The following is a 12,506-nucleotide window of genomic DNA, read 5'->3' on the forward strand; positions in this document are numbered from 1 at the left end:
TCCCAATATAAATTAATATTTTCTAGCGCGCGCTCCAACACAATCCATTAGCAATGCTGTTAAGTGGGCTTATACGATTACCGCAGTCCCGCTTACAGCGACCATTAACATGCCCTCGCGAATAACTTCATAGTCAATATCGACTCCAACAATCCCGTTAGCTCCCATCCTCGAAGCTTTCTGGGTCATCTCAGCAAATGCCGCATCCCTTGCTTCCTGAAGCTTACCTTCATAAGCGCGCGAGCGCCCCCCTACCAGATCGGTAATGGAAGCCTTGAAGTCTCTGAATACGTTAGCCCCCATGATCACTTCACCAGTGGCAATGCCCAAATACTGCCTGATCGGTGAACCTTCAATAGTTGATGTAGTGGTCATGATCATAAATTATCCCTCCTTAATTCATTATGGAATGACGCCTCTGTTTTCCTTTTGGATGTTGATTGCTTTCTTGATTGATTTTCCCAAGACTCCATTAGGGTCTCGTCAGAAAGATTGTTAGTCGGTTCAGCACGAGGTAAGCAATAACCAAGGAGCTAAGAAAGAACAGTTCGTCTAAGTTTTAGGTTTTGTTGCTGAGAACATCAGTATGGTAACTTTTGTGTACCAAATCGTATAAGGACTACTGTCTTTCCACTTTATAGCCTTCCATCTTCAGCAATGGAACGACCCCTTCGTCGCCTAACATGTGCAGCATTCCGACGACGACTAGATAGGTTTCTTTTTTATCACCATTCAGATAGTCTTTTATCTTGTCGGCCATTTCTCCATTGCGGTCAGTCAGCAAAGCTTTGTGATATTCAGCATCCCAATCTGAAGAGTTGATATACGCATTCAATGCGTTATCATCTCCCTCTCTCCACATTTTGGCGAAAGTATCGATCCCTCCATCCGGAGCAAGGGTGACCCCAGCAGATGGGTCCAGTGTTTGGAGCAGCAATTTTTCCTGCAGCGCGTCTGAGTAGTTATTGTTCGTTTGGAATTGGGAATCGATAGTTTCCAAAGCAACAACCGGTTTTTTCGCTTTGTTGGCTTTATCGATCAGGTACTGGTCAATCCCAATGTCTGACTGATAGCCTTCTTTGCCAGCGATAATGCCCAGAACGTTTTGTTGGACGAACCACGGTTTGAAATGGTCGAAGCTGTTCACTGGCATTCCATTTTCTTTTAGAAGGGCGGTGACTTTCTTATACGTTTCAGCGGAGATATGATCTTTCAATGTTGTACCGTCTTTATAAACACCCAGTTCCAACACTAGTTTTTGTAATTCTTCAGGAGCGACCTTTGACAAGTCGACCTCAACACCCAAGTAATCAGCTGCTTTGAGGGCATTCTCAATCTCTGGACTTAGCGGGTACATTCCTTCAAGCACGTAGTGAAGTGAACCCAGCAGATACACCGTATTGCCTTTATGCTCTACCTTCCACAAATAGCCACGGCTGCCTTCCGTTTGCTGCTTGGAAGTAAGGCTTATCTGGCGAGAGGATTGATTCCAGGCCACTTGATAGCCTGCGGTCTCCGCGATAAAGCGAAGTGGCACATACGTTACTTCCCGGACTTGCTTTGGAGAAACACCCAGCTTGACCGTTTTGCCGTTTACAGTTGCATTGGCGATGCCAATCTTCAGGGACAAGGATAGGCCGTTTTTGGTACCATTAACGGTATGGGTCGCTCCATTCCAGTTCACTTTGACACCCAACTTCTCCAGTAGCGGACGCATCGGAACGAGTGTCATCCCTTTTTCTACGATCGATGCCGAGTTGCTGAATTGGATTTGCTCACCGTTAAGCCATATAGTAGAGGCTTTCTCTGCTGCATGCACGGAAGAGAATCCAGAGGTAAGCAGGGCTAGGGACAACAATGATACGCTTATTTTTTTCATTTGCATAAAATCTCCTTTTCCTAATTTGATAAATGTAGCAAGAACGAATTCTGCGACTACAGGTCACGTTTCTCAAGCCTTTCCTGGGGCTGCGCGTTGCGTTCTTGATAATACCTTATTGAATGTCAGCGGCGTTTGGTGGCTGCTTAGCAACCTCATTTCCAATCTTATCAACGCTACTAAAACAGAACCTAAACGAAGCGATGAACAATACCTTAATATTGCTCCCAGCTGTTTAGGTTCTGTTAATGTGAGTATGCTACTATGGGAAAGGGTGAACATGATGACTAATCTATCAGATATTAAAATCGCAATCGTTGACGACGAGCCCTCGATTGTTACGATGCTCCAAATGGTGCTTCGCAGGGAAGGGTTTCATCGCTTGTACGCGGCGTCAACTTGTGCAGAAGCACTCGATGTAGCGACGCGGATTGCCCCCGATATCGTCCTGCTCGATATTATGCTCCCCGACGGCAGCGGACTAGAGCTCTGCTCGAAGCTCCGCGAATATGGGAATCCGCATATTTTGTTCCTGACGGCCAAGGCTTCCGATCTCGATGTCCTGCGAGGCTTCGCTATGGGCGGGGACGATTATATCACAAAGCCCTTCAATCCCTTGGAGGTAGCCGCGAGAATTCAGGCGCGCATCCGCCGACTGGAGCCGGAAGTTCCTACAGCCAACCCAATGAAGCAGCCCGATCTAGGGGGGTACCGGTTCGGCCGCTTTACCGTTAACGAAGCGGAGGGCGAGCTGATCGTGGATGGACAACAAGTTCCATGCCCCGCTCAGGAGTTCCAACTGCTGCTGCACTTTTGTAAGCATCCTGGAATTGTATTTTCCAAAACGCAGCTATACGAGAAGGTTTGGGGGATCAACGGATTGGGAGATGACTCGACGGTCATGGTTCACATTCGGCGCATACGGGAACGGATCGAGATCGATCCCGGTGATCCGAAGCTGCTCGTTACCGTCCGCGGGCTCGGATACAAGCTGGTGAAGGAGTCGCAGGAGCGATGAAAATACAACAACGCATGGCTTTCCACTTTACGTATCAATTGATCTTCTATTCCCTGCTGATTCTGGCCATTACGCTGGTTGCCTGCATCCTGTACTTTCAGAATGCGAAGAACAATGAAATGCGCCGAAACTTTCCGGCAGGCGCCCTGCAGCTGATCGCTCAAGAAGCTAACTCCAAGGATGGGACCATTCAGATTTCGTCCAAGTGGGAGAAGCTTATCGAAGAAAAAGGAATGTGGCTGCAAGTTGTTAATGCCGAAGGAAAAGTTGTTTACAATGTCAACTCTACTCCGCAGCATGTGCTGCCGACCTCCTACTCCGTCGCTCAATTGCTTGATATTCAAGAGACACGTACACTTGGAACGTATGCCGTAAACACAGAGCTAAATTTTGCCTTCAACGAGCCGCACCTATATATGCTGGGCTACCATAGTCCCAATCTCGACCAGCTTATGGCCTTGTTTGACGATTACGGGATGCAGGGGATGGTGCGAAGTGAAGCGGTCCCCACCTTGGAACAGCGACTGCGTGACACCGGCAGCTATCTTCAGGTGATTGACCCCGCAGGCAATACCATACAAGGTATCGGTGATGAAGCAAACATCAAGAAGGCATATCGTCCGCTGGATGTTCTGGCCATCCAGCAATCACCCAGCAATTATGAGACAAATATTGTCTCCCAGCGGGACAAGCTGAGCGGAAGGACCTGGATCCTCTATACGCCTAATCCAACCGGAGGTCCCCTGAAGCATCCGGTGCTCGATACGGCAACACGTGGTCTCTTATGGTTTTCTGGTCTAATCCTTCTCTTGGCGGTTCCGGTCTCCATATGGCATGGATTCCGCTACGGTCAGCCGCTCATTCTGTTCGCAGGCTGGTTCGAGCGCATGCGTAAGGGGCAATACGACGAAGTGCTGACCACCAAGGACAAGCGAAAGGTATTCCGCCGCAACGGCACATTGCGAATCAGGTACAAACTGTATAAGGAAGTGATTGAATCCTTCTATCAGATGACTCATCAACTGGCACAAACCGAGAAGGAACGTGAAAGGCTGGAAAAGGCACAAGCGGAGTGGATGTCAGGAGTTTCCCACGATCTGCGCACCCCCCTGTCCACCATTCAAGGCTACGGATATATGCTGGAGAGTCTGCCTGAGCAATGGAGTCAGGAAGAAATGCAGATCATGGGATCGACGATTCGGGAAAAAGGGGGTTATATGCTTGAGCTGATCTCCGACTTTTCCATGATTCATCAGCTTAAGCAGGGAGATTCTATCATGAGTCTTCGGGAGTTGGATTTGGATGAGTTAGTACGCCGCTCCGTTCTGGAGTACGTCAACGACGCCACAATGTCCGAGTATCAGTTTCACTATGTTGGGGATGAGCGTCCCTTAATGGTAAAAGCGGATGAGACCTGGCTGCAGAGGCTAATGGACAACTTGCTGTCCAACGCCGTTAAGCATAATCCCCCGGGCGTAGTCGTCACAGCCTCTGTCGGCAGGATCAACGACAAGGCTTGCATACGAGTGATCGATAACGGTAAAGGAATGGACGAGGAAACCCTGCAACATTTATTCAATCGCTACTATCGGGGAACGAATACGGAAGAATCGACGGTGGGCTCCGGTCTCGGAATGAGCATCGCTAAAGCCATCGTAGAAGCGCACGATGGCGAAATCCAAGTGCAGTCCAAAGTATGGCAGGGCACGAAAATTGAAATCTTATTGTCTTGCTGAACGTAACAGTATGATACATTCTGCTCTTCGTCACGCGAAATCGAATAGCAATCAATAATTATAAATGGCCACACCTCTTCAGATGTCTTGAGGGGTGGGGCCTTTTATATCATTTATCTTTCGATAGATGTTTCCCCGATGAGAAGCGCAACGATCGTCAATAGCCCGGCAAATATAAACGGGTCTTTGGTGCCAAAAACAAAGGTTGACGGCAGATGCTCCAATATCGCGGGATCTACTTGTCCAAGATTAAGCCCATTGCTCATATCAAATCCCTTATCACTCAAGTAGCTTGATTGACCAGATGCTAACATCGTTATCTAAAACGGACCCTAAACGAATCGATTAACAACTCCTTAATTTTGCTCCCAGCGGTTAAGGTTCTATTAAAGATGACGAGTCTCCAATTGTCACGATACGGCAAATGGTACGTTAACATACCCTCAAATAGAAGAGAACACGCCCATTTGCGCGCTCTATTTCTTTCGTAGACGCCAGATAAACCCCGATCCCACATTTTGCTTTTGCCCATCAAAGCAAATAGCGTCCTTGCGAACAGCGACTGGCTGGCTAGTAATGTTGTTGATACCCGCCCCGTTTGTCACATGCACCTGTTTTTCGATGTCAATTCTAAAACAGGAAGCCGCTTTTGTGCGACTTCTTTATTTGACCGGCCTCTTTCTTATATAACAATGAATCCCCATGGGTCTGGTGTTTGCAGTTCTGAACGATCTTTTTTGCAAGAATTTCGTTCCGACCCGATCAATGATCCTAACCGTCAATTACGGTTAACCAAATATGAAAGGTCCCGAGCAGTGCGAACAAGCTCGGGACCTAAGTTTAATCAACTGATCTTTTAACTAGAAGACAAATTAGTTGTGGACTGCATCCGTAAAATATCGGTAGTCGGAGGACACCCAAATAATCGGGCATATTCGCGACTGAATTGAGAAGGACTTTCGTAGCCGACATGAAATGCCACATCCGCGACGTTGTATTTATCAGTTATTAAAAGTCTCCGCCCTTCTTGTAATCGCAGCTGTTTCTGATATTGAACGGGTGTCATCGCAGTGACTTGCTTGAAATGTCGATACAGAGATGAAGTACTCATATTGGCGATCTGCGCTAATTCATTAATGCGTAAAGGTTTGTTAAAGTTTGTTTTAATTCGTTCTACGACCTCTGCAATCGTTGCAAAATGACTCCCAGATGTAGCAATTTGCTTGAAAACATCCCCCTCCTTTTCAGTAAGTAACCTATATATGATTTCCTTAATGATTAATGGTGCTAGCGCTAAAATATCTTTTGGAGTATCCAATAGTCTTACTAGCCGAATCACTGCATCAAGAAGATTAATGTTCATTTTACCTACAAATAAACTTTTCGGATAATGCTCTGTGCTTTCTGGAAACAGATGGGTCTCCTTCATGATTTCAAAAATCTCTCCTGCATCAAGATCAAGCCTGATTGACAAAAAGGGAGCTTCCGACGAAGGTTTGATCACCTGTCCCGATATAGGCACGTCTAAAGACACTGCTAAATAATCACTAACCCCGTATTTGTAACTTTCATTGCCCAGAATGATTATTTTTTCACCTTGGGCAACAATGCATAAGGAGGGCTTTTGAATCCTACATATTGGGACCATTGCTTTGGAGTCTTGGATGAGATGGAGTGAAGGAATCAGGGTTTTATGGTCCCCATCTTTTCCGGTAAACTTTTTGATGAGTCCCGCTAACTCTTGTTGTTGCAAAGCGATTTCGGTCACACGGAACACCTCTGCTCTAATATGATGTCTCTCATGCTTTTAAATATAAAGTAAAGCATTGTGTTTGTTAATAGTATGACAAGAATAGGCATAATGTTGAAAGTTTTCTTATACAGGTCAGAGCAGGTGCTGATACATAATAAACACATCTTAAATGAAAGGATGAGATATCATTGCTGGATCAAAAGGTATGGTATGTTACAGGGGCTTCGAAAGGTCTTGGACTTGCTCTTGTAAAAAAGTTGTTAAGTAACAATTACCGGGTCGCTGCCACATCAAGAATCTTAGAGGAGCTGAGACGAGCTGTTGGCCAAGTCCCAGAGGGTCGTTTTTTGCCACTGCAAGTGGATCTGAAAAGTTCCGATTCTATTGATCAATCCGTGAAATTGGCATACGAATATTTCGGACAAATCGATGTAGCGGTCAATAACGCCGGATACGGAATTGGAGGAGCGATAGAGGAACTTTCCAAACAAGAGATCATGTCAAATTTCGAAGTTAATGTGTTTGGCAGTATTTACGTGATCCAAAGTGTTTTACCCTACATGAGGGCGAAACGCTATGGCCACATCATTAATATTTCATCCATCGCTGGAGTTGCTCCACACACGGGATGGAGTATTTATGCTGCCACAAAGTCAGCTATTATTGGGATGTCTGATGTGTTAGCCCAGGATGTTAGATCTATGGGCATTAATGTAACGGTTGTTGCGCCGGGGGGATTTAGAACTGAGTTTAACTCAGCCGAATCTCTTGTTGTCGCGGATTATAAAATAGCGGATTATCTTCCTCTCCACGAAGGTATTAAACAATTTGCAGCAAATCATGGCAAGCAGCTTGGTGATCCGGAAAAGGCTGCTGAAGTTTTTATCGAGCTGGTAGAATCCGACAATCCACCGACCTGCTTATTTCTAGGATCCGACGCATACCAGCGGGCAACCGAAAAATATAACAAGCTGCTTGAAGATATGCAGGCAAATAAGAAAATAAGTGAACGAACGGATAGTAACTAATCTTCGTTATCAATAACCGTTGTAGTCATTGATTGGTTGACGCTCATTTAATGAGCGTTTTTTTCTGCTTGCACATGCAGCTATTTGAAAAATAACCTTACTGTATTGTAGAAAAAACCAAGAATTAGAACATATTCCTCTGGTAATGTGTAATCAAAGATGACCACCCTATACGTTGGAAGGAGTTATCGCGATGGATGTACTGTTACCGCAAAGCAAAATTGATTTTTATCAGGAGAATGGTTTCGTTGAAATCGAGAATGCCCTAACGGAAGAAGAAATGAATGAATTATCCGAGTTTTTGGAAGAAGCCATGATACAGGAAAGTAATCATTCGGTAGCCACCTCTGTCAAAGGCGAGAGCTACTACAAGGTATTAAACCAGAAGGTAAACCTTTGGCGCGATCATGGCGGTATGAGCCGTTACACATTTCACCCGAAGCTGGCTAAGATGGCAATGAAGCTAAGCGGCGCGAGCGGCATTCGGCTCTTCCATGACCACGGATTATGGAAGATGCCACAGGATTCCAAGCCGACGGCCTGGCATCAGGATTTTCCGTATTGGCCGATGACCGCACCCGGCGCCTTGTCAGTCTGGATTCCAATGCATGATGTCGACGAACGAAATGGATGCATGATGTTTGTTCCTGGCTCCCATAAGGTGGGCACGCTGCGTGGGATTAACTTAGCAGACCCTCAGGACTTATATGATCAGATCAAGGGAACAGAGCTGGAAAAGACTAAGCCGGTGAAGGTTCCGTTGAAACGAGGCAGCTGCACGTTCCACCATGGTCTCACCTTCCACTTCGCACACGCGAATCAAAGCGACGAACCAAGACGTGTATTGGCAATCATTTACATGCCGGACGGGACAATTTACAGCGGCAAAAGCCACCTAGTAACAGACCATGCAGGTCTTGAGGGGGGGCAACCGTTCGGCGGCGGTTTATTTCCTTTGGTCGCCAAACAGCCTTAGGAACGAGAGCGGGCGGGTCATTCGGCTCGCCTTTTCTGTCTTACCCGTTTGCCTGCAAAGCGTTATAATTTAGTTATGATTAGTCCTATGTAAAATATTGGAGATGATCACATGACACGAATGGACAGCGGAAAGTTCCTAGAAAGCCATGATTTCCTGTTTCATGCCGCTCCCTACCGATTCAGCTCGGGGGAGATCGTCCCCTCCCATTCGCATGACTTCATCGAGCTTGCTTACGTTGCCCAAGGACAAGGAGAGCATTACTATAAGGGAGAGTACTACAATATTGCGGAAGGCGACGTTTTCATGATCGAGCCGGATGAGGAGCATGCTTATCGAGCGGGCAATGCGCATCTACCGGTCGTATATAACGTGCTCTTTCAACCCGAGTTGTTACGGCGCGAATTGGAACCGCTTGCCGATGTCGCCTCCTTCGTAGACTTCTTCTACTTGGAACCCTTTCTTCGAAAGACAGTACGTTTTCAAGGGCATCTCCGATTGAAGCCTTATGAACAGATCGAAATGGAATCCCTTCTCCATCGCTTGATTCTCGATTTCAAAGAGAAAAAGCTTGGATATCGTATTTTGACGAAGACGCGCCTGATTGAACTTTTTATTTTTTTGAGCCGCTGCCATCACGACCGGAAGCATTCCCCCCTGCAGGAATTATCGTCTGACGAGAAGGTCATCCTGCACATCAGCGAGTTTATTCGCAAGCATTACGCACAGCCGTTAACGCTTGCTCAGGTCAGCGAGATGTGCCGGATGAGTCAGACCGGATTCTCAACCAAATTTAAGCAATATATCGGCAAGACATTCACTGAATTCCGCAACGAAACACGCATTCGAGTGGCGAAGCAACTGCTGGAGCAGTCCGATCGCAAAATTATGGAAGTTGCCCAGGATGTCGGCTACGAGGACTTAAGTTTCTTCAATAAAATGTTTAAAAATATGGTTGGGTTCTCACCCAGCCAATACCGCAATGCAGCCACAACAGCTACACATGCTTCTAACTCCCCACCATCATAAGCAATGTCATCGATTGGCCGTACGGCATCGGGCCAGTATTATTCTGCTTATAATATTCAATGGAATCAGCGACCAACGTGCCATCCAAAAACTTCTTGCACAGTGCCGTAGGGGTCGATTCTGGAAAGCACAGCCTGCAGCGCCTCGTCCCGGCTCTTTATATTTCCTAGCTGCTTTTGAATGCGTAAAAAAAGCAGCCGACCAAAAAGCCGGCTGCCCTTAAATGTCTTCATTGATCTATTGTACCCGTTAGCTTAACGTTCACCGTGGAAGCCTTTTGGATTTAAATTACAAACCGGGCTTAAATAGTTTTTTCAAAGCTTTTCTTGCGTATACTCCTTCTCCCTCAGACCACTTATTCATGTTCCTGAAATCTGTGTTGTCTGTGATCTGGTCAATGTTACCAATCAAGCGTTTTTTGGATAACTGCCGAATGTCTGTATCGACAATTTGATTTGCGATGAGGCAAGCAATATCTCCACCGCCCATTACTTTAAAAGGACGATCAAAAAAGTATGAAACTTCATCAGGGATCTTTTCAGTGATCTTTAGTCCGTTGTGCATATTTGATAGATGTTTGTAAGCATTATTCAAAACATACTCGCGTTCTCTCCATGTAACTGCCGTTTGAGCTGTCCAAAGGTAAGGAAGTATTTGATCAGAACATTTCAAACGTTTAAATGCAGTACCAAACCATTTTGGATAAGGTGCATATTGACGCTCCATGAGAAAGCAGAGATTTACAATATCGCGGACAAGGCGAGAAGCAATAATAGCTGAGCCAAGTTCGTCCCCTATAAAACCCGAACGATGCATCAGATGTTCTTCTTGACCGATTCGCTGCCAACTGGATGCCATAAGGTATAACCAAATATCGTGAGGGTAATATTCGAATCGTTTGCGTAATGTGGAAAGTTGACCGTTATCGTCCCTATAAACTTCTCCCCGTGTTATTTCGAGAAGTGACTGTGAAGGAAAGGTTAGCCAATCTATTGGCTCTAACTCTTCAATTTTGTTTACAGCCAGGTAACTTTCAATGAACCTCGGCACCGTGGTAATTACGCTCCTCCCTATATCTACGGGAAAGCCATAGAACCGTTCTGGAGCTCGTTCTTGCAGTGTTGATTGTATGTGTTCGGAATACCCGATATCTGGTTGGTTAAGAAAAAGATATACCCGGGGAACCCAATCGTGATCAGTCGACATTTCCGTATCATATCCGAGCACTTCGCTACCGGGACCTATTAGAGCCGATGAATAAGACAAGAAAGAGTATTTGTCCTTCATTACAGGCTCAACGATTTCGATATGAAATCGACGGCATAATTCTATTCCTTTTATAAAAGACATTTCCCATTCCCCCAAGTCCATCAACCACAATTATCATTTTTAAACCCATTCACTCATTATTTCAGCATAATCTGGATGCAATGTATAGTTAAAAAAACATTATAGTAGAACTATCCTACCCGTTAGAGCGTAATGAACTTGGTTCACATCACTGTCCAGAACGACGGCGCTTCCAAGCTTGCCCCAAATGCCGTTAAGGTCCTCTTGTTTCCCTTAAACAAGACGTACAGATCAATCGGCCCTTGAAATAGCTTAATGCTTCGATGGATTCGCAAGATGAGCACCTTTCCTTGTCAGCTGTACTTTATAAATAAGATGAACGAGCGAAATCGCCGCCATCTTTTGCACCCTCTTGTCCGTTAGGACAGAAAGAAACGCCTTCTTACCAAATAGTCAGAACGGCTTCGGCGATAGAGCATCCCTGCTCCCGTCCGGCGATCGCTGTTACGCTGCGGCGGGCCGGGTCGTATGGATTGGGGCCGATGGCCACAACGCTGCGTTCATCGGGAGTTATGAGATAAACGTCCGCGTTTGTACGCATGCTTGCCGCATCCTCCGCCGCTCCCGGGATGGAGCCATAACCATTTGGCATCGGGGAGAGAATCACGATCCGATCGTAACCTTCAGCCAGCCTTGAATTGGTCGTGGACACCATTCCTCCGTCGGTCCAGGAGCGGTCACCGATCGATACAAGCGGCCAAATTCCCGGAACGGCTCCGCTGGCTGACACGGCATCGAGCAAAGAAACTCCCGATTGATGATCGAAAGTATGAAGTTGCCCGGTTTCGGCATCGATGGCGGTCACCTTAAGATTCGCCGGCCATTTTCTGGTCACAAGGCGACTCTCGACCACGGCGCGCCGCTGTTCAGGCGACACGGGGGAGGGAGTATTTTTGGCGATAAGGCCAAATTCTGCCCCAACTTTTCGCGGATCGCTTCCTCCCGTGGCAAATGCCCTATACCACGCTTGCCTCAATTCATCGGAAGCGGCGACCGGTAACTCGGCCGCGTTCGCCTCCGACTGGGCGGCAAACAGATTATTCATGTCGTATCCACTGGCCAAGGCTGCTCCGACAAAGGCACCGGCGGACGTTCCGATGATCACGTCAGCTCGATGGAGGTCTACTCCGGATTCGAGCAGACCCGCTAAGACACCAACCTCCCATGCGATCCCCGTCACGCCACCGCCCCCCAAAACTACAGCTCTGGTCGGTGAATTCCTTTTCTGAACGTTCATTCACAGCTCCTCCTTCTGATCGACTATTGTGCCAATAGGTTTGACAAGGTTCCATTAGACCTCTAAAGTATAAACTATAAAGTATACTTGAAGGTCAAGCCTTACGCGGGAGGAAGTATGAAAATTCATGTGCTGGCGCAGAAGACCGGGTTAAATCCGCCGACCATTCGTTATTACGAGAAGGAAGGATTGCTGGATAGACGCCACGTTGAGCGCAGGGACAATAATTATCGTGAATATACCGAGGAAGCGGTCGAACACCTTTTACTGATTAAAAGGGTTCAGGCTGCGGGTTTTACGATAAGGGAAATCAAAGTTATTTTGAAGGAAGAAGACGGGAACAAACTTGAGCTCTCCCGGGCCATTGAATTTTTGCGGAAGAAAATGAAGGAAATGGACCATAGGAAAAGAGAATTGGAACAATCGCAGTCTCTTCTCGCCCGGATGCTAGACAACAAATTGGCGCTGCTGGAGAAGAAGGGAACATAAGAAAATCGTTT

The 12,506-nt window shown here is 46.5% G+C and carries 11 protein-coding genes; 6 read left to right on the forward strand and 5 right to left on the reverse strand.

What is annotated here, in order from left to right; all coding sequences use genetic code 11:
* Positions 1-69 precede the first annotated feature (69 nt).
* Complete coding sequence (locus ABIE48_RS15665) at positions 70-381, reverse strand: YbjQ family protein (protein WP_145018910.1); 312 nt, start codon at positions 379-381, stop codon at positions 70-72.
* Positions 382-619: 238 nt separating this feature from the next.
* On the reverse strand, positions 620-1,879 hold the full coding sequence (locus ABIE48_RS15670) for a TraB/GumN family protein (RefSeq protein WP_186325803.1): 1,260 nt from the start codon (positions 1,877-1,879) through the stop codon (positions 620-622).
* A 283-nt stretch (positions 1,880-2,162) separates the two neighbouring features.
* Between ABIE48_RS15670 and ABIE48_RS15675 the strand changes: the two genes are divergently transcribed.
* The gene (locus tag ABIE48_RS15675) at positions 2,163-2,897 is read left to right on the forward strand and encodes a response regulator transcription factor (RefSeq protein WP_145018904.1); all 735 of its coding nucleotides are present in this window, start codon (positions 2,163-2,165) and stop codon (positions 2,895-2,897) included.
* Positions 2,894-4,633, forward strand: a complete 1,740-nt coding sequence (locus ABIE48_RS15680) for a sensor histidine kinase (RefSeq protein ID WP_145018901.1) — start codon at positions 2,894-2,896, stop codon at positions 4,631-4,633. Before ABIE48_RS15675 ends, ABIE48_RS15680 begins: the two co-directional genes overlap by 4 nt.
* An 856-nt stretch (positions 4,634-5,489) precedes the next feature.
* On the opposite strand, the gene ABIE48_RS15685 is transcribed toward ABIE48_RS15680, so the two are convergent.
* Positions 5,490-6,401: an AraC family transcriptional regulator gene (locus ABIE48_RS15685; protein ID WP_260869142.1), complete on the reverse strand. Its 912-nt coding sequence runs from the start codon at positions 6,399-6,401 to the stop codon at positions 5,490-5,492.
* Between the two features lie 173 nt (positions 6,402-6,574).
* Here ABIE48_RS15685 and ABIE48_RS15690 point away from each other — a divergent pair, with 173 nt between their 5' ends.
* The 3 genes from ABIE48_RS15690 to ABIE48_RS15700 all read left to right on the forward strand — a co-directional run bounded on the left by ABIE48_RS15690 (position 6,575) and on the right by ABIE48_RS15700 (position 9,419).
* Positions 6,575-7,414, forward strand: a complete 840-nt coding sequence (locus ABIE48_RS15690) for an SDR family NAD(P)-dependent oxidoreductase (RefSeq protein ID WP_192713983.1) — start codon at positions 6,575-6,577, stop codon at positions 7,412-7,414.
* Between the two features lie 193 nt (positions 7,415-7,607).
* On the forward strand, positions 7,608-8,390 hold the full coding sequence (locus ABIE48_RS15695; protein WP_192713982.1) for a phytanoyl-CoA dioxygenase family protein: 783 nt from the start codon (positions 7,608-7,610) through the stop codon (positions 8,388-8,390).
* 111 nt (positions 8,391-8,501) lie between these two features.
* The gene (locus tag ABIE48_RS15700; protein ID WP_145018892.1) at positions 8,502-9,419 is read left to right on the forward strand and encodes an AraC family transcriptional regulator; all 918 of its coding nucleotides are present in this window, start codon (positions 8,502-8,504) and stop codon (positions 9,417-9,419) included.
* Positions 9,420-9,707: 288 nt separating this feature from the next.
* Here ABIE48_RS15700 and ABIE48_RS15705 read toward each other — a convergent pair whose 3' ends face one another.
* Both ABIE48_RS15705 and ABIE48_RS15710 read right to left on the reverse strand, forming a co-directional pair.
* Positions 9,708-10,769, reverse strand: a complete 1,062-nt coding sequence (locus tag ABIE48_RS15705; protein ID WP_192713981.1) for a DUF4037 domain-containing protein — start codon at positions 10,767-10,769, stop codon at positions 9,708-9,710.
* A 382-nt stretch (positions 10,770-11,151) separates the two neighbouring features.
* The gene (locus ABIE48_RS15710; protein ID WP_192713980.1) at positions 11,152-12,006 is read right to left on the reverse strand and encodes a patatin-like phospholipase family protein; all 855 of its coding nucleotides are present in this window, start codon (positions 12,004-12,006) and stop codon (positions 11,152-11,154) included.
* A 117-nt stretch (positions 12,007-12,123) separates the two neighbouring features.
* On the opposite strand from ABIE48_RS15710, the gene ABIE48_RS15715 reads away from it, so the two are divergent.
* Positions 12,124-12,495, forward strand: a complete 372-nt coding sequence (locus tag ABIE48_RS15715; RefSeq protein WP_192713979.1) for a MerR family transcriptional regulator — start codon at positions 12,124-12,126, stop codon at positions 12,493-12,495.
* Positions 12,496-12,506: the final 11 nt, after the last annotated feature.

Source organism: Paenibacillus sp. OAE614 (genome assembly GCF_040546645.1).
GTDB lineage: Bacteria > Bacillota > Bacilli > Paenibacillales > Paenibacillaceae > Paenibacillus_AQ > Paenibacillus_AQ favisporus.

What these genes read in the sequence shown, in the direction of transcription:
- ABIE48_RS15665 (WP_145018910.1), bottom strand. Translation starts at nt 381, where the DNA reads ATGATCATGACCACTACATCAACTATTGAAGGTTCACCGATCAGGCAG.
- ABIE48_RS15670 (WP_186325803.1), bottom strand. Translation starts at nt 1,879, where the DNA reads ATGAAAAAAATAAGCGTATCATTGTTGTCCCTAGCCCTGCTTACCTCT.
- ABIE48_RS15675 (WP_145018904.1), top strand. Translation starts at nt 2,163, where the DNA reads ATGACTAATCTATCAGATATTAAAATCGCAATCGTTGACGACGAGCCC.
- ABIE48_RS15680 (WP_145018901.1), top strand. Translation starts at nt 2,894, where the DNA reads ATGAAAATACAACAACGCATGGCTTTCCACTTTACGTATCAATTGATC.
- ABIE48_RS15695 (WP_192713982.1), top strand. Translation starts at nt 7,608, where the DNA reads ATGGATGTACTGTTACCGCAAAGCAAAATTGATTTTTATCAGGAGAAT.
- ABIE48_RS15700 (WP_145018892.1), top strand. Translation starts at nt 8,502, where the DNA reads ATGACACGAATGGACAGCGGAAAGTTCCTAGAAAGCCATGATTTCCTG.
- ABIE48_RS15705 (WP_192713981.1), bottom strand. Translation starts at nt 10,769, where the DNA reads ATGTCTTTTATAAAAGGAATAGAATTATGCCGTCGATTTCATATCGAA.
- ABIE48_RS15710 (WP_192713980.1), bottom strand. Translation starts at nt 12,006, where the DNA reads ATGAACGTTCAGAAAAGGAATTCACCGACCAGAGCTGTAGTTTTGGGG.
- ABIE48_RS15715 (WP_192713979.1), top strand. Translation starts at nt 12,124, where the DNA reads ATGAAAATTCATGTGCTGGCGCAGAAGACCGGGTTAAATCCGCCGACC.